This window comes from Clostridium thermosuccinogenes (assembly GCF_002896855.1).
In the GTDB taxonomy this organism is placed as follows: Bacteria; Bacillota; Clostridia; order Acetivibrionales; family DSM-5807; genus Pseudoclostridium; species Pseudoclostridium thermosuccinogenes.
Genome location: NZ_CP021850.1, coordinates 1,383,544 through 1,401,180, shown reverse-complemented (window position 1 = coordinate 1,401,180; position 17,637 = coordinate 1,383,544). Strand labels below are relative to the sequence as shown.

The 17,637-nt window shown below is 45.1% G+C and carries 12 protein-coding genes; all 12 read right to left on the bottom strand.

Annotated elements, in window-relative coordinates:
- Nucleotides 1–364: 364 nt before the first annotated feature.
- A complete protein-coding gene (locus tag CDO33_RS06030; RefSeq protein ID WP_103080231.1) occupies nucleotides 365–3,031 on the bottom strand; it encodes a carbamoyltransferase HypF in 2,667 nt (888 codons plus the stop codon).
- Nucleotides 3,024–3,959, bottom strand: a complete 936-nt coding sequence (locus tag CDO33_RS06025) for a bifunctional riboflavin kinase/FAD synthetase (RefSeq protein ID WP_103080230.1) — start codon at nucleotides 3,957–3,959, stop codon at nucleotides 3,024–3,026. The genes CDO33_RS06030 and CDO33_RS06025 overlap by 8 nt, the downstream gene beginning before the upstream one ends.
- 8 nt (nucleotides 3,960–3,967) lie before the next feature.
- On the bottom strand, nucleotides 3,968–4,876 hold the full coding sequence (gene truB / locus CDO33_RS06020; protein WP_338053250.1) for a tRNA pseudouridine(55) synthase TruB: 909 nt from the start codon (nucleotides 4,874–4,876) through the stop codon (nucleotides 3,968–3,970).
- Nucleotides 4,873–5,898, bottom strand: coding sequence for a DHH family phosphoesterase (locus tag CDO33_RS06015; protein WP_338053249.1), 1,026 nt, complete (start codon nucleotides 5,896–5,898; stop codon nucleotides 4,873–4,875). Before CDO33_RS06015 ends, truB begins: the two co-directional genes overlap by 4 nt.
- Nucleotides 5,861–6,238: a 30S ribosome-binding factor RbfA gene (gene rbfA / locus CDO33_RS06010; protein WP_103080229.1), complete on the bottom strand. Its 378-nt coding sequence runs from the start codon at nucleotides 6,236–6,238 to the stop codon at nucleotides 5,861–5,863. The genes CDO33_RS06015 and rbfA overlap by 38 nt, the downstream gene beginning before the upstream one ends.
- A 111-nt stretch (nucleotides 6,239–6,349) precedes the next feature.
- Nucleotides 6,350–9,793 carry a translation initiation factor IF-2 gene (infB, locus tag CDO33_RS06005; protein WP_103080228.1) on the bottom strand — a complete coding sequence of 1,148 codons (3,444 nt, stop codon included), beginning with the start codon at nucleotides 9,791–9,793 and terminating at the stop codon, nucleotides 6,350–6,352.
- Between the two features lies 1 nt (nucleotide 9,794).
- Nucleotides 9,795–10,121, bottom strand: a complete 327-nt coding sequence (locus tag CDO33_RS06000) for a L7Ae/L30e/S12e/Gadd45 family ribosomal protein (RefSeq protein WP_103080227.1) — start codon at nucleotides 10,119–10,121, stop codon at nucleotides 9,795–9,797.
- The gene (rnpM, locus tag CDO33_RS05995) at nucleotides 10,111–10,365 is read right to left on the bottom strand and encodes an RNase P modulator RnpM (protein WP_103080278.1); all 255 of its coding nucleotides are present in this window, start codon (nucleotides 10,363–10,365) and stop codon (nucleotides 10,111–10,113) included. The genes CDO33_RS06000 and rnpM overlap by 11 nt, the downstream gene beginning before the upstream one ends.
- A 42-nt stretch (nucleotides 10,366–10,407) precedes the next feature.
- The gene (nusA, locus tag CDO33_RS05990) at nucleotides 10,408–11,514 is read right to left on the bottom strand and encodes a transcription termination factor NusA (RefSeq protein WP_103080226.1); all 1,107 of its coding nucleotides are present in this window, start codon (nucleotides 11,512–11,514) and stop codon (nucleotides 10,408–10,410) included.
- Between the two features lie 31 nt (nucleotides 11,515–11,545).
- Entirely contained in the window at nucleotides 11,546–12,010 is a 465-nt protein-coding gene (gene rimP, locus CDO33_RS05985; RefSeq protein ID WP_103080225.1) for a ribosome maturation factor RimP, read from the bottom strand.
- 181 nt (nucleotides 12,011–12,191) lie between these two features.
- Nucleotides 12,192–16,514, bottom strand: a complete 4,323-nt coding sequence (locus CDO33_RS05980; RefSeq protein ID WP_103080224.1) for a PolC-type DNA polymerase III — start codon at nucleotides 16,512–16,514, stop codon at nucleotides 12,192–12,194.
- A gap of 35 nt (nucleotides 16,515–16,549) precedes the next feature.
- Nucleotides 16,550–17,617, bottom strand: coding sequence for a flavodoxin-dependent (E)-4-hydroxy-3-methylbut-2-enyl-diphosphate synthase (gene ispG, locus CDO33_RS05975; RefSeq protein WP_103080223.1), 1,068 nt, complete (start codon nucleotides 17,615–17,617; stop codon nucleotides 16,550–16,552).
- Nucleotides 17,618–17,637 lie beyond the last annotated feature (20 nt).

The following is a 17,637-nucleotide window of genomic DNA, read 5'->3' as shown; positions in this document are numbered from 1 at the left end:
ATTTTCTCAGTGTCTTATTGCATCGATTGTTTTTATAAAATCATAATGTTTTCTGTTACAAGTAATTCCACACCGGCCATACCGGCGTTAAGTGGTATAATTATAGCATAGATGTTGCGGGAATTCAATATTTTTATCAAAAAAAGAGAGGAATTTTGCAATTTTAGCAATCAAAACTTGCAAAATTGAAGTACAGAGCATATTTAGCATAGGGGGGGTGGTGTTTGACAGAGATAAACCTATGGTGTTAGATGTGCATAAAAAAAACTCTTTGTGCCAGCACAACCCCTCATACTTGCAAATCGTAACCAATAATGAATATAACAGTTAACACATCTATTTAAGTCCCCTATGAGCATTGGAGTCAGCTGCCACTTGCCCTGGCTATAGCTATCATGGCCTGCCCCAGTGAAATACCGCCGTCATTGGAGGGAACCCGGCTGTGTATGAACACTTTGAAGCCTGAGCCTTCCAGTTTATCCATGGACTTTCCCAGGAGAGTCATGTTCTGAAACACGCCTCCGCTCAAAACAACCCTGTTCAAGCCTGTCCTCTTCCTGATTCGAAGGCAGGCTTTTAGGACTATATCAGCAATGGTTTCATGAAATTTGCCCGAGATTATGCTGGCAGAGACACCACAGCACCTGTCTTTTATGATATTTTCCATCATAGGAGTCACATTTATTTTGAAGCTTTCCCCTACATCCGGCATATCATAAGGATATATCCCACAATGGCTTTTTTCTGCAATATGCTCAAATTCTATGGCAGCCTGGCCTTCATAATTTATCGCGTGCCTTATACCGGCTAAGGATGCGGCAGCATCGAACAGCCTTCCCATGCTGGATGTTAAAGGGCAGTTTACATTTTTATCCAGCACCTGCCAAACAGCTGATAACTTGTATTCCTCAATACCGCTAAAGACAGTGGAAAAAAGCGGTTGTTCCATACTCACCATTTGGGATTTTGCTCCTTTATTCATAGCCATCATGTTCATATGATGAATATATCCGACAGCCATTCTCCATGGTTCCTTTATGGCCTTTTCACCGCCGGGCATCCGGATATAGTCCAGGTGCCCTTCTCTCTTAAAGCCGGCATAGCTTCCTGTAAAAAACTCTCCTCCCCATATGTGTCCGTCCTCTCCAAAGCCTGTACCGTCAAAAGCCACACCTATGACATCCCCGGTCAAATTGTTCTCGGCCATGCAGGACGCGATATGGGCATGATGATGCTGTACCGCGATCTTTTTCATATCTACATCTTGATCAAGGGCATATTTGGTTGATAGGTACTCCGGATGCAAATCGTAAGCTATAATATCGCTTTTTATATTAAACAGCCTTTTTAAGTGCTCAATTCCCTGCTCAAAGGATATCAATGTCTCCTCATTCTCCAGATCGCCTATATGATGGCTCATGATAAACTCATAATCCCTGTTTATGCAAAAGGTGTTTTTAAGTTCTCCCCCGCAGGCAAGCACCGACGGGGTCTTTCCCCGGCAAATGCTTCCCACGGCTTCCTCGCATGATACAGGATAGGGCACGTATCCCCTGGAACGCCGGATAGGATACTCCTTACCCCTGAAGATTCTTATCACTGAGTCATCGGTTCTCATGTGTATTTCCCTGTTATTGGTTAGAAAATAATCGGCTACATCCCCCAGCCTTTCCATAGCTTCTTGGTCTTTGTAGCAGATGGGCTCGCTGCTTATGTTCCCGCTGGTCATCACCAGCAACTCCGGAGCTGTGGCTAAAGACTTTGTATTCTGACAAGGGATATCATGATGCAAAAAGTCATGATGCAAAGCCTTTATGTGCGCATTATCTTGCTGATGCAAGGCTTTCCGACAAGGGTCATCATAAGGGTCATTCAGACAAGGAATATCCTGGTGAAAAAGGAGAATGTGAAGAGCCGTATAGGGAAGCATTATCCCGATATACGGATTTCCCGGCGCAATTTCCTCCGGCAGTCCGCTGTTCTCCCGCTTCCTCAAAAGCACTATAGGCTTCTTTTCCGACATCAGGAGTTCCTTCTCCTGCTCATTGATGTACGCATACTTCAATGCGGTCTCATAATCCCTGGCCATGACGGCAAAAGGCTTTTCATCCCTAAGCTTCCTCTGGCGCAGCCTGCTGACGGCTTCCCCGTCCAAAGCATTGCACGCCAGGTGATAGCCTCCCAGCCCTTTTATAGCCACAATTTTGCCGTTCAGCAAAAGCTTCTGCGCCTGGGCTATGGCATTTAGCATTTCCTTTGGCATAAACCGGCTTTTTTTACCACCATCGTCCTGTACTTCCGGACAAATAGCTGCATTAGAGCTTATGGAATCCTTTGCCTCGATTATCGTCTTTTCTGTTCTGATATTTTCATGACAGTATGCCGAATGACCACAATAATCCCCATGAACATCTCCCTGTGCCAAAACATGCTTCGGCTTCCTGCCACAGTGGTCGAGGAGTTCCAGCTTTGGCCCGCATTCGTAGCATGATACAGGCTGGGCATGGTATCTTCTGTTGGCAGGGTCGGTATACTCGTCTTTACACCGGCCGCACATTTCAAAAACAGACATGGTGGTGTTTATCCTGTCATAGGGAATATCTTTTATGATGGTAAACCTGGGCCCGCAGTTGGTGCAGTTTATGAACGGGTAAAGATACCTCCTGTCGGTTCTGTCAAAAAGCTCCCTCTCACAGTCCGCACAAATGGAAACATCCGGGGAGATATATACTTTTTCATCACTGCTCTTCTCGCTTTTCCTGATCTCAAAACCTGTATACCCTGCCGGCTCCCTTTCCGTTACCTTGATGCTTTTTATATGGGAAAGCACCGGAGCCTCTTTCTTTATCTTTCCAACAAAAGCGTCGAGGACGTCCTTATCTCCTTCCGCCTCAATAACCACACTGCTGCCCCGGTTGTTTACCCATCCACATAAAGAAAGAGATTCTGCAAGGTTATGTATAAAAGGCCTGAAGCCCACACCCTGCACAATCCCATCTACAATAATCTCATATCTAGACATGTTAGCCATTTAATTTCAAAAACTCCCTCGTATTTTGCACATCCTTTTTCATCTGCGCTACCAGTTCATCCACGCTTTTGAACTTCATCTCTCCCCTCAGCTTTTTGAGGAAGAAAACTTCGATGTCCTTTCCGTATATGTTTTCATTGAAGTCCAGTATATGAGTCTCCACTGCCGGTTTTTTTATCTCCCCAAAAGTCGGGTTTAAGCCAACATTGGTGACACTGTCATGCAGAACTCCGTCCAGCAGCGTCCTGGTCACATATACACCATAGCTGGGCATGATGAGATAGTCCTCCGGGTCTATGTTGGCGGTGGGAAAGCCTATGGTATTTCCTATCTGCTTTCCTCCGCAGACCTGTCCGGTGATGGAGTAATATCGGCCCAGATACTTAGTGACATTATCCATTCTGCCTTTTGAAAGCTCATTTCTGATAAGCGTGCTGCTCACAATCTGATCATCTATTTTGACAGGCTCTATGATGATCACCTTAAAGCCATGGATTTCACCCAGCTTTTTTAATAATTCCGTATTTCCCTGTCCCATATATCCAAAGCGGTAGTTAAAGCCGGCTACTGCCAGCTTTACATTCAATCTGTCCACCAGCACGGTTTTGACGTACTCCTCCGGCTTAAGCCTTGAAAAAGCTTCATCGAACTTGTCGAAATAGAGGTAATCCAGAGGAGTTTCCTGAAGAAGCTGAATCTTTTTCCTGACGGTGGTAAGCAGCGGAGTAATCAACTTTTTTCTGAGGATATTTTCCGGATGCTTATCAAAGGTATACACCACCGATTCAAGGCCATTTTTCTGTGACTCCTCGATAAGGGTATTAATCAGGGCCATATGACCCACATGGAGTCCGTCGAAATTGCCCAGCCCCACTCCGGTAGGCGTATCAAATTTAAACTTATCCTTCTCATTATATATAACCTTCATTTTGTCCCTCACGCAAGAAATAGTTTTCTTGATCTCAATAGAATAGAGTCTTCGTATTTTTCCGTTATACCCAATGCGACAAACCTATGGTCCTGATCATATATCCTAAGCTGCACACCGGGCTTCATACCTTTAAACATCCTTACAGCTGCGCCATTTATGATTTTCCTTATTTCAGCTTCTTTCAGCACCACCTCATCCAGGTCGGCAAATACTCTGTCCACATGAAACATCTTCTCCTTCAGCCTGTCTGCCGAATAAAGCTCTTCAATTTCATCCAGGGTAAGGGATGACTCCAGGTCAAAAGGCCCGGATTTCAGCCTGATAAGAAAGGACATGCAGCCTCCGCATCCCAGCTTTTCCCCGATATCCGCGCAAAGAGTCCTTATATACGTGCCTTTGGAACAGGCCACATCAAAAAGGACGCTGCCATCTTCCTCCGATATGTCAATTACATTTATATAGTATATATTGACAACCCTGGGCTCCCTCTCTATCGTCTTTCCGCTTCTGGCAAGCTCATAAAGCTTTTGCCCGTTTATTTTTACGGCGGAATACATAGGAGGCACCTGGCTGTAAGTGCCCACAAAGCTCATGATTGCATCCAGCACCTGTTCCCTGGTTACATTAACCTTCCTGGTATCCGTAACCTGACCGGTAATGTCCTGGGTATCGGTGGTTATGCCCAGTTTCAGTTCTGCACGGTATAGCTTGTCCTTTTCTGTCATAAACTCTATGGCCTTTGTTGCACTGCCTACACACACAGGCAGCACCCCCACGGCTCCGGGGTCAAGAGTCCCCGTATGGCCGATTTTTTTTGTCTTCAGGATGCGGCGAAGGCTTGCTACAACATCGAAGGAAGTCATGCCGGGGGGTTTCATAACGTTTAGTATGCCATTCACGTTCCCAGCGGTCATTTTAACACTTCTCCGATCTTATCCAGAATCCTGTTTTTTATATCGTCTATCTGTCCCTCAAAGGTAAAACCGGCAGCTCTCTTATGTCCTCCGCCATTGAATATATTGGCAATAGCAGCCACATCCACATATTCCTTTGATCTCAAATTTGCTTTAACCAGCTTGTGATCCAGTTGCTTCAGCAAAACTGACACTTCGACGCCTTCGATATTCCTGCCAATATTCACCAGCCCATCACAATCTTCTTCCTTCGCCCCTGACTTTTCCAGCATTTCTCTGGTGACGGCGCAGAAGGCAACCTTCCCATCCTGCAGCAATTCCAGTGAATTTATCACTTCTCCCATAAGCCTTACCTTGGGCAGGGAAGTGGAGTCAAAGACCCTCTGGGAGATTGCTGCCACATCAATGCCTCTGTCCACCAAATTCGCCGCAATCCGATGGGTATCCGAAGTGGTATTGCTGTATCTGAATCCACCCGTATCCGTTGAAATAGCAACATACAGGCAGGTGGAAATATCCCGGTCCAGGCTAATTCCCATGATTTCCACCAGCCGGTATATAATTTCACCGACAGCCGAAGCATGCACATCCACATAATTAATCGCGGCGAACTCCGTATTGGTGGTGTGATGATCTATATTTACAGTATTTTCAGTAGAGTTAAATAGGGCAGCCCTTTTTCCAAGGCGATCCATATCACCGGTGTCCAGGGCTATCACCAAATCGAAAGGCATGATATCCATACTGCATTCATCCTTTCCGGATTTGCAGCCGGATACGGTTTCCTCCGCTTCGCAGCCCCCGCTTTTATACACCTTCAGCATATCCAGGCCGGGAAGGAAACCATATACAGCAGGAACCTCCTCTTCGGAAAAAACAGCCACATCCTTCCCTGCTTTCCTTAAGGCAAGGCCTAAGGCGAGGCACGACCCCAAAGCATCACCATCTGCAGAGATATGGGGCAGAATTGCAATTTTGCCTGCTTTAGATATTTTCTCCGCTATTTCCTTTAGCATCATCATCTTTCACCGTCTCATTTATCAGCTTTGTAATATATACACCATGCTCAATGGAGGTATCCAGCTCAAAATGCATTTCCGGAGTATAGCGGAGCTGCACGCGGCGGCCAACCTCGCGGCGTATAAACCCAGCCGCGCTTTTTAGCGCCTCCATCGCATTTTTCTTTTCTTCATCGGTCCCCAGCACACTCACGTAGATCTTCGCATAACGCAAGTCCTTTGTTACGTTAGCTGAAACAACACTGACCATGGAAGGAAGTCTTGGGTCCTTGATCTCATTCCTTATGATGTTGCTTACTTCCCTTTTTACTTCCTCCGATATCCTGTTTATTCTATCCACCATTACAAACACTCCTTAAAGAAATTGAGAACTGGAAATTCAGAATGGTACAGCATTATAGAGCTCCACTCCCCTTTCACAATTCTCAATCCTAGTTTCTGCAATTCAGATAATTTATCGTTTAATTTCTTCCATTATATAAGATTCTATAACGTCGCCTTCCTTGATGTCATTGAATTTTTCCAGGGACATTCCGCATTCATAACCCTGGGCAACTTCCCTAACGTCATCTTTAAATCTCTTGAGGGAAGCCAGCTTTCCTTCATATACCACTATTCCGTCTCTTACCAGTCTCACTTCGGAGTTTCTGACTACCTTTCCATCTGTTACATAGCATCCGGCAATCGTACCAACACCTGATACCTTAAAGGTCTGCCTTACCTCCGCATGCCCCTGCACAACTTCCTTATATGTCGGTTCCAGCATTCCCTTCATAGCTGCCTGAATATCCTCTATGGCATTATATATTACCCTGTACAGCCTTATATCCACATTAGCATTTTCAGCAGCTTCCATGACATTTGCACCAGGTCTGACATTAAAACCAATGATTATCGCATTGGATACCTGGGCCAGGGTGACATCGGATTCCGTAATCGCTCCGACAGCTCCATGTATTATTTTTACCCTTACTTCATCGTTGCTTAACTTCTCCAAGGACTGTTTAACTGCTTCCACGGAGCCTTGAACGTCCGCTTTTACTATAATATTCAGATCCTTGACTTTTCCTTCTTTTATCTGGTTAAAGAGGTCATCCAGAGACACCTTAGCAGTGGATTTAAGCTGCTGTTCCCTGAGTTCCTGTTTTCTCCTCTCTGCCAGATGCTTTGCAACCTTTTCATCTTCTATGGCATAAAAGATTTCTCCCGCTTCGGGCACTTCCGGCAATCCGAGGATCTCCACCGGAGTTGACGGACCGGCTGCTTTAATCCTACGCCCTGTCTCGTCTACCATAGCTCTGATCCTTCCTACGGTAGTTCCGGTTACAACGGAATCACCCAATTTAAGAGTTCCTCTCTGTACCAATACGGTAGCTATAGGTCCTCTGTTCTTATCCAGTTTTGCTTCTATGACAGTACCTTTTGCCTGTCTGTTGGGGTTTGCTTTAAGCTCCAGCATATCGGCGGTCAAAAGCACCATTTCCAGCAACAGATCTATATTGGTCTTTTGCTTTGCCGATACAGGAACAACTATAACATCTCCACCCCACTCTTCCGGAACCAGACCATACTCTGTGAGCTCCTGCTTCACCTTTTCAGGGTTGGCTCCAGGTTTATCTATCTTGTTAATTGCAACAATTATGGCAACATTGGCAGCTTTGGCATGGTTTATGGCTTCAACCGTCTGAGGCATTATGCCGTCATCCGCAGCCACGACCAGAATAGCTATATCCGTAACCTGTGCACCTCTGGCTCTCATGGCTGTGAAAGCTTCATGACCCGGTGTATCCAGGAATGTTATATTCCTGTTGTTAATGGTAACCATGTACGCACCTATATGCTGTGTTATACCACCGGCTTCATTCTCTGCCACATGCTCCTGCCTTATGGCATCCAGAAGTGAGGTCTTACCGTGGTCGACATGTCCCATTACAACAACCACCGGAGGTCTTGGCACAAGATCCTTCGGATCATCTTCACTATCATCGAACAGGATGTCCTCGTCACTTATGACAACTTGCTTTTCAGCCTTTACTCCGTACTCATCAGCAATAATTGCTGCTGTATCGAAGTCTATGGTCTGGTTTACAGTGGCCATTACTCCCATGCTCATGAGCTTCTTAATAACATCGGTGGATGTCTTCTTCAAAGCTTCCGCCAATTCCTTAACCGTCAGACTTTCAGGAATGGTAATGGATGTAAGCACTGCCTTAGGAGGAACATGCTTCTGGATATCTTCCGCAGCAGCCTTATTTTCCTTTTTCTTTGAAGGTTTTTTAGCCTTCTTTGCATCGTCGGCATACAATTCATCCAGCACAAAATCGTCGGACAGGATTTCAGAAAGATCCTTTTTATCTCCCAATCCAACCTTCAAAGGCTTAACCTTTTTAGCTCTTCCTGCGTTTATCTGATTCTTCAGAAGCTCTCTCTTCTGTTCCCGTTTAGCGCCCTTATCCGCATCCTTGTTCTGGTATTCACGCCTTGATTCATTGCGCTGCGAGTTAATTTCCTCATTCTGAACCAGTGTCATATCTGGCTTTGGTATTTCCAGTGGTCTGGAAGCAGAACGCTGCGCGCCTGTATTTCTATTGGCAGCCGGCCTTGAGCCTTGCTTGTCAAAGTTATTTGCCTGCAGATCGTTTTGGCCTCTATTTCCGCCTTGCTGACGGTTGTTATATTGTTTGCTCTGCTGGCCTTTTTGACTATCCCTCTGCTGCTGATCAGCCTGGCTCTTGTTGGCATCCTTCTGCTGGTCGTTCTGTCCTCTGAAATTATTATGAGGTTTATTACCCTGACCTTTGGAATGCTCACCCTGCTTGTGGGCACCCTGTTTTTGCTCGGCCTGGCCTTTCGGCCCGTCATTTTTCCGATGATCATTCTGATTCTTGTAGCTGTCCTTCGCTTTCTGATCCGGCTTTCCTTTGGAAGCTTCACTCTGCTGTGTTTCAACAGCGGGAACATCGGAGTTCCTTGGGCCTTCTGCTATATTACCATCGGTTTTAGAAGAATTATCTGTTATCGTCTTCGTGGTTTCCATTTCTTTAATATTGGTTGATACCATATTTTGCTCTATCTTCTCATCTTTCTTAATTATTTTCTGTTCCTGTGTAATATTCACGGCAGATTTTTGCTCTTCCTTTACTACTGCCTTTGCATCCTCGGCAGTTTGAGTTTCTGGAACGGTCTGAACTTCAGCCTTCCCCTCCTGCTTGATTTCCATCTTGGGCTGTTCTTTCTCAGCTTCCTTTACAGTCTTTTTATCCGGTGCATTGACAGGGGCATTGGCCACTTCTTTGACCGTTTCTTTTGCTGCGTCTTTGGCCGGTTCCTTTACAGGCTCCTTCACCAAATCCTTGGCTGATACCTTATCAAGTTCTTTTGCCGCTGTTTTAGCAGGCTCTTTTTTATCCTCGCTTTTTGTCATAGGTTTGACACCCTTCTGATAAACCGGTCTGGTATCCCGAATAAATCCAGGCCTTAACCCTGAATTGGAATCGGCTGTTCTTATAATTCCATGCTTCTTTTGCTCTGATCTATCCTGATATTTGCCAAAACCTTTTTTTGCATTCCTGAGATCCGAATTTTCATCTTTTCCATCGTTATTTGAATCGATTATTATTTCAGTTTTTCTAATAATCCTTGGTGCATTTTTAACGTCTCTTGCAGTTTCAGCTTTGGGCTGCACCGCTGGAGGAGTTTTTCTTTCCTCGACATCAGCCTTTTTAGTATCATCGCGTCTAATCACACCAATATGGTTATATAAAGCATCCAACTCTTTTTCGTCCAAAAGGCTCATGTGATTCTTGACTACAATATTAATTTCAGCCAATTTCTCCATCAAGCGCTTACTTGTTGTGTTTAATTCCTTAGCCAATTCGTAAACTCTATATTTTTCCATACTACTCACCCCCATTTTGTGCATCCGTGTCATCCATCAACTTCATTAACTTATTAGAAAAACCATCCCCTAAAATCACTATTACTGCTCTTGTCCCCTTTCCTATGCAACTTCCCAGTAAGCTCTTGGCTCCAAAAAATCGTATCGGTACTTTCCTGAACTCGCACATATCCTTGAACATTTTCTTCGTATTATCCGAAGCATCTTCGGCTACAATAACCAGATATGCCTTGCCCTGTTTTACAGCTTTCTCACATGCAAATTCTCCGGATACCAGCTTACCGGCTTTCTGAGCCAGCCCAATGAAGGAGTAAATCCTATTGGCCATTATCTTCCTCCAGTTGTTTGTGTAAGGCTTCGTAAATTTCTTCACTGATGGGAGCCTCAAAAGCTCTCTCCAGCCGTTTCCCTTTCCTTGCCTTTTCAAAGCAGGCCAAGTTCCTGCAAATATAAGCACCTCTTCCGGGTTTCTTGCCGGTGAAATCTATCGAAATCTCATTTTCCTTATTTTTGACCACTCTGATCAATTCCCGTTTGGGTTTCATCTCCTGGCACCCGAGGCACATTCTCATAGGAATCTTCTTCTGCTTTACCACCTTAACACCTCAATCATTTTAATTTTCAGAAAACTCATCCTCATCCTGCACATAGCTGTCGTCATAATTCAACAGACCCTGCTCTATCGTTGTCCGCAGCTGGGACTCGCTCTTAATATCAATCTTCCATCCGGTCAGCTTTGCTGCCAGGCGAACATTCTGCCCTTCCTTGCCTATGGCGAGGGAAAGCTGGTAATCCGGCACTGTTACCTTGGCTGTTTTTTCCTCTTCGTTTATATCCACCCTAATCACCTTAGCCGGGCTCAAGCTGTTGGAAATAAACTCTTCAGGGTTGGTGCTCCACTTTATTATATCAATTTTCTCGCCCCTAAGTTCATTTACAATAGCCTGAACACGCGTACCCTTCTGCCCGACACATGCCCCTACCGGGTCTACATCGCTGTCTTTGGAGTATACTGCAATTTTTGTTCTGGAACCAGGCTCCCGGGAAATATTCTTTATTTCCACCGTTCCGTCATGAATCTCAGGAACCTCCAGTTCAAACAGCCTCTTCACCAAACCGGGATGAGTCCTTGAAACCAGGATCTGAGGTCCTTTTGTCGTCTTTTTAACTTCAATTATATAGGCTTTTATCCTGGTATTGAACTTATATTCTTCGCCTGGAGTCTGTTCGGCCGGTACCAAAAGGGCTTCGGCTTTTCCAAGGTCTATTATAACATTTTTCTTCTCTATTCTCTGTATAATTCCCGTTACTATATCATTTTCTCTATTATAAAATTCGTCGAATATTATTCCTCTTTCAGCTTCCCTTATTCTCTGCACCACTACCTGCTTTGCTGTCTGAGCTGCTATACGTCCGAACTTTCTTGGGGTTACCTCGACTTCTGCGATATCATCTTCCTCAAGTTTTGCATCAATTTTCTTGGCTTCCTCCAGTGAAATTTCAGCCTGATCATTTTGAGGATTGCTGGTAACTCTTTTAAGTGCAAAAACCTTCACATCGCCCGTTTTGCTGTCAATGCTGACTCTCACATTCTGGGTCGATCCGAAGTTCTTCTTATATGCTGTTATCAGTGCTGCCTCTATAGCACTGATCAAAGTCTCCTTATTAATACCCTTTTCCTTTTCCAACTGCTCCAATGCATGGATTAACTCTGCACTCATTTTTTCCTACAACCTCCCTAAATGATTTTTACTAAAACTTAATAATCCGTCTTACAGAGGAAACCTTATCTCTATCAAACTCAACAGTCTCGGCTGTATCTTTTTTAATTACTATTTTGTTATCTATCAGTCCCACGAGTTCCCCTTCAAAAACCTTTTTCCCATCGATGGGAGCAAAAAGCTTCACTTCCACAGGCTCGCCCTTAAACTTTTCAAAATCCTTGTCCTTTCTTAAAGGCCGTTCCAAGCCTGGTGAGGATACCTCAAGAAAATAGCTCTGCTCTATAAAATTCTTTTTATCAAGAATAGGATCAATTTCTTCGCTTATCAGCTGGCAATCATCAATTGTAATACCCCCGGGCTTATCGATATATATCCTCAGATACCAGTAAGGCCCTTCTTTTATATACTCCACATCCACCAGTTCAAACTTATGCTTTTCAGTTATGGGTAAAACAATTTCAGTAACCAGCTCTTCGATATTCTTCTTAACCATATAATCCTCCAGTAACTCTATGCCTCAAACAGCGTCATATACAAATAATGCGAAAGAGTGGGTTACGCCCACTCTTTGAAATAAATGCTATTTGAATAACACAACGACTATATTATATCATTATTGTTTACAATTATCAACAATTTATTATACAAATTTTCATGAGTAGAGAGCCTTTTCGCTAAAAGAAACTCAACTGGTTGCTTTCCGGCAACCCTTCCAGGCATCCGTGGTTCTGCAGTATCTCCAGCACTCCTTTACCCACTTTGCCCCTTATCTTAAGGTCATCTATTGACAAAAACTCACCCTGGGCGCGGGCTTCGGCTATGCTTCGCGCCGCTGCCTCTCCCAAGCCCTGGAGGGCTATAAAGGGAGGTCTTATGCCGTTTTCCGTCACCTGGAATTTGACTGCATCGGATTTGTACAGGTCTACGGGCAGCAGCTTTATACCTCTGGCGTACATCTCATTTACTATTTCCAGCATTGTTATCATGCTTTTTTCCTTGGGCGATATGGTGTTTTCCTTCAGCTTTCTTTCCAACTCCTTAAGCTTGTTCCTGACCTTATCCTGTCCACGGGTCATTATATCAGCATCAAAATCGTCGACAGACACGGTAAAATATGTCGCATAAAAGGCTTCAGGATAATACACCTTGAACCATGCAATTCTGAAAGCCATCATGACATATGCAGCAGCATGCGCCTTCGGAAACATGTATTTTATTTTTTTGCAGGATTCGATATACCATTCGGGTATATTGTTCTCCCTCATAACCTGTTCATATTCTTCCTTCAGCCCTTTACCCTTACGGACATCTTCCATTATCTTAAACGCAGTTTTGGGAGGGACTCCATTATATTTAAGGTACAGCATTATATCATCGCGGCAGCATATACATTCCGAAAGGGTCGCAATATTGTTCTTTATCAGATCCTGAGCATTGCCGCGCCATACGTCGGTACCATGGGAAAGCCCCGACAGCCTTATAAGGTCGGAAAAGGCTTTAGGTTTTGTATCCACCAGCATTCCGATGGCAAAGCCTGTACCAAATTCAGGGATGCCGAAAGTCCCCACCGGGCTTCCTATCTCCTCCGGGGTAACCCCCAGTGGCTCGGTGCTGTTGAAGAGCTGCATGGTTTTCTCATCATCCAAAGGTATTTTTGTAGGCTCAACCCCCGTAAGGTCCTGCAGCATGCGTATGGTTGTCGGCACCGTATGACCCAGTATATCCAGCTTTAGTATACTGCCATGCAGGAAGTTGTAATCAAAGTGGGTGGTTATGGTATCTGATTGGGTGTCATCCGCAGGATGCTGTATGGGAGAAAAATCATATATCTCCTTATCCTTGGGCACAATCATTATACCTCCCGGATGCTGTCCCGTGGTTCTCTTCACCCCGGTACACCCCTTGACCAACCTGTTTATCTCCGCATTAGTAACAACCTTGCCCCTTTCCTCGAGGTAGTTCTTAACAAACCCGAAGGCTGTTTTCTCCGCAACGGAGCCGATGGTTCCGGCTCTGAAAACATGGCCTTCCCCGAACAAAACCTCGGTATATTTATGGATGACAGGCTGATATTCACCGGAGAAGTTCAGGTCAATATCCGGTTCCTTGTCGCCGTCAAAGCCAAGGAATGTTTCGAAGGGGATATCGTAACCGTCCTTTTTCATTTTGGTGCCGCATACCGGACAGTTCTTATCCGGCAGGTCAAATCCGCAGTCAACGCTACCGTCGGTGATAAATTCCGAATGCTTGCAGTTTTCACAAAGATAATGGGGTTGCAGGGAGTTAACCTCCGTTATCCCTGTCATATTGGCTACAAAAGAGGAACCTACCGATCCCCTCGATCCTACCAGATAGCCATCGCTCAAAGACTTGTGCACCAGCTTCTGGGCGATGAGGTACATAACTGCAAAACCATTTTTAATGATAGAGTTAAGTTCCTTGTCAAGACGTTCTTTTACTATCTGGGGCAGCGGATCACCATAGAGCTCCCGGGCTCTGCTTTCGGCTAAGTTTTTTATTTCCTCCTCGGCACCATCTATTCTGGGAGGATGGGTTCCCGGGAGAACAGGGGGAACGTTTTCTATCATATCGGCTATCAGGTTTGTATTGGTAACCACCACCTCATAAGCTTTTTCAGGTCCCAAATAATCAAACTCGGACAGCATTTCCTTTGTTGTTCTGAAATATAAAGGCGCTTGATTGTCGGCGTCGGCAAACCCCTGCCCCGCCATGAGTATGCGCCGGAAAACCTCATCCTCCGGATCCATGAAATGGACGTCGCAGGTGGCCACCACCGGCTTATTAAGCTTTTCACCCAACGCCACTATCCTTCTGTTTATATTTTTCAGTTCCTCTTCACTTTCCACCTTTCCGCTGTCCACCAGGAATCGGTTGTTCCCCAAGGGCTGTATCTCAAGATAGTCATAGAAGGAAGCTATGCGCTCCACTTCCTCTTCCGATTTTTTGTTAACGATTGCCGTGTAAAGCTCTCCTGCTTCACAGGCAGAACCGATTATCAGTCCTTCCCTGTATTCCATAAAAAGCTTTCTGGGAACCCTGGGCTTTTTATGGAAATATTCCAGATGGGACCGGGATATCAGCTTGTAAAGGTTCTTCAAACCCACCGTATTTTTGACCAGTATTACGGCATGGTAGGATGCAGCCTTTGTGAAATCGTAGTTGCCCTCAAAAGCTGTATCTATCTCGCTTATAGCATGTATACCTCTCTCCTTCAGCTTATCAAAGCAAATAAGAAGGATATCGGCCGTCGCTTTTGAATCGTCTACGGCACGGTGATGGTTTTCCAGGGACACTCCCAGATGTTTTGCCACAATATTGAGCTTGTGCCTTCCCAGCTCCGGAAACAGGTTTCTGCAAAGCTGAAGGGTGTCCAAAACGGTAAATGTGGCATCCTTCCCCAGCACCCGGCAATTGTGCCTGATGAACCCCACATCAAAATTGGCATTGTGGGCAACCAGCACGCTGCCCTCCGAGAAGCGCAGAAATTCATCCAAAGCAGCGCTTATCACCGGAGCATCCTTTACCATCTCATCAGTTATTCCGGTGAGCTTTGTTATATGGGCCGGTATCGGAACTTCCGGGTTTACAAAGGTGCTGAACCTGTCGACTATCTTTCCTCCCTTTATTTTTACGGCTCCTATCTCCGTTATCTTGTCTTTTTCCGCATCAAGGCCGGTGGTTTCAATGTCAAAAACCACAAAGGAGTCGTCCAGGCATTGATCCTTAGGATTGTATACCACAGGTATCCTGTCATCCAAAAGGTATGCCTCAACTCCATATATGATTTTTATATTTTCCTTTTTTGCTGTGCTGTAGGCATCGGGATAGGCCTGCACCACTCCGTGGTCGGTAATGGCAATAGCCTTGTGGCCCCATTTTGCCGCCCTCTTCACCAGATCGGCTGCCGATGTAACTCCATCCATCGCACTCATCTGCGTGTGAAGGTGAAGCTCCACCCTCTTGACTTCCGCATCATCTATTCTTACCGGCTTCTTTTCCTCCACTATATCGGAAGCCATTATCACGATCTCCCGCGCAAACTTGTCATACTGCACCTCTCCGCGGAGTTTTACATAGGTCCCTTCCTTCACCAGCTCCTTCATAAGGTCATAATCATTCTTTTTGATAAAAAACTTTGCAGTAAGGGAATTGGTTTTATCGGTGATATCAAAAGTGCATATATAACGTTCTCCCCGTATTTCCTTGAACTCGACCCTGAAAATTTCGCCGCATACGGATACCTTCCCCGAGTCCTGGGTCACCTCCGACATTTTAATAATGCTGTCGCTGAAATTCTTACCCAAAATCACATCAGAGCTTTTTCCTTCCTGCTGTTCATCCTTCCGTCCATTTTGTGAAACCTTGTACTCCGGCTTGTTCTCAGCAACAGATGCTCCGGTTATGACTTTGCTGATAATTTTGGCTTCCACATCAGATTTTTGCCTGATATATTCTTCTTTCAACTGTTCATCCATCTCACAATCAATAAATTCTACCTTAACCTTAAAAGAAAAGCACTCCTCGATGATTCTCTCGATCAGGCTGTCGCAGGCCTTGGACTTCAATATGTTTTCTCCTTTTGTGCCTAGCCGGATCATCAGCTTTTTGTCCGCAAGCTCCCATCTGCTGCCTGCGAGAATTCCGCGGCACATGGCCACCTCTTTGCTGGCCATATGTATTATACTGTCCTGATACAGCTCCAGTTTTTTCTCCGGAGACATATCCAAATCATATTTGACCTTTATTCCCACCGATTCCAGATTAAAGCTTTTTTCCAGATTTCGTTCCAGATTCAGTATGACTTCTGCCGGAATTAATTCCCTTGATAAAGTGAATATCTCAAGCTTTCTGGATTTTCTGTAAACATTTATATTCTGTATCGAAAGATTGGCCAGAAGGTTGTAAACATCCTCTTCCAGCCTGATTTCAGGAAACAAGTCCAACAGCTTTCCATTGCTTGTTGCTACGTTCTGCACCTTAAACTACCCCTTTGATGTTTGTCCTTTGTTTGTTAGAAGTCGTTCTCTATCTCCCTCAGCAACTCCTCAACGGCTATTTCCTGGGGAATCTTCCTTACGACTTTTCCTTTTTTGAAAAGAAGCACCTCGCCTTTCCCTCCGGCAATTCCAATATCTGCTTCTCTGGCTTCTCCCGGACCGTTTACGGCACAGCCCATTACTGCCACTTTTATGTTCTTTTTCAAAGGCCTTAATTTTTCTTCCACCTCGTTGGCGATGCGTATCAAGTCCACCTGACACCTTCCGCAGGTAGGGCAGGAAACAAAATTTATTCCTCCGGTCATAAGTCCAAGAGACTTCAAAATCTCCAGTCCCACCCTGACCTCTTCCACCGGGTCTCCGGTAAGAGATACCCTTATGGTATCCCCAATACCTTCTGCCAGAAGGCATCCCAGACCAACAGAGGATTTTATCGTACCCCTGTTGATAGTTCCGGCTTCAGTGACGCCAATATGCAGAGGATACCGGGACTTTTCCGACATCAGGCGGTAGGCCGCAATAGTCATAGGCACACTGGAAGCTTTGATTGAGAAGACGATATTGTCAAAATCAAAATCTTCCAGAATAGCGGCATGGTTCAAGGCACTCTCCACCATGCCCTCTGGCGTAACCCCACCGTATTTTTCAAGGATGGGCTTTTCTACCGATCCTGAATTTACTCCAATCCGTATGGGTATGCCTCTTTGCTTCGCCTGCTCCACGACAGCCTTGACCCTGTCCCTGCCCCCTATGTTTCCCGGATTAAGCCTGATTTTATCGGCACCGTTTTCCATGCTGGCCAGGGCAAGGCGGTAATCAAAATGGATATCGGCTACCAGTGGTATACTTATTGCCTTTTTTATCTTCGCTATGGCAGCTGCCGCTTCATTATCGGGAACTGCCACCCTGACAATATCACAACCGGCTTCTTCCAGCCTTTTTATCTGTTCTATTGTGGACGCCGCATCTCTCGTGTCGGTATTGGTCATGGATTGAACTGTTATCGGGGCATCTCCCCCGATAAATATATCTCCCACTCGGATCTTCTTTGTAGGTTTGCGTTTTATATAGCTATCATGCATTTTATTACCTTCTTTTCATA

Excerpts from the sequence above, each read along its gene's own strand:
- CDO33_RS06030 (WP_103080231.1), bottom strand. The coding sequence starts at position 3,031 with ATGGCTAACATGTCTAGATATGAGATTATTGTAGATGGGATTGTGCAG.
- CDO33_RS06025 (WP_103080230.1), bottom strand. The coding sequence starts at position 3,959 with ATGAAGGTTATATATAATGAGAAGGATAAGTTTAAATTTGATACGCCT.
- truB (WP_338053250.1), bottom strand. The coding sequence starts at position 4,876 with ATGACCGCTGGGAACGTGAATGGCATACTAAACGTTATGAAACCCCCC.
- CDO33_RS06015 (WP_338053249.1), bottom strand. The coding sequence starts at position 5,898 with ATGATGATGCTAAAGGAAATAGCGGAGAAAATATCTAAAGCAGGCAAA.
- rbfA (WP_103080229.1), bottom strand. The coding sequence starts at position 6,238 with ATGGTGGATAGAATAAACAGGATATCGGAGGAAGTAAAAAGGGAAGTA.
- infB (WP_103080228.1), bottom strand. The coding sequence starts at position 9,793 with ATGGAAAAATATAGAGTTTACGAATTGGCTAAGGAATTAAACACAACA.
- CDO33_RS06000 (WP_103080227.1), bottom strand. The coding sequence starts at position 10,121 with ATGGCCAATAGGATTTACTCCTTCATTGGGCTGGCTCAGAAAGCCGGT.
- rnpM (WP_103080278.1), bottom strand. The coding sequence starts at position 10,365 with ATGAGAATGTGCCTCGGGTGCCAGGAGATGAAACCCAAACGGGAATTG.
- nusA (WP_103080226.1), bottom strand. The coding sequence starts at position 11,514 with ATGAGTGCAGAGTTAATCCATGCATTGGAGCAGTTGGAAAAGGAAAAG.
- rimP (WP_103080225.1), bottom strand. The coding sequence starts at position 12,010 with ATGGTTAAGAAGAATATCGAAGAGCTGGTTACTGAAATTGTTTTACCC.
- ispG (WP_103080223.1), bottom strand. The coding sequence starts at position 17,617 with ATGCATGATAGCTATATAAAACGCAAACCTACAAAGAAGATCCGAGTG.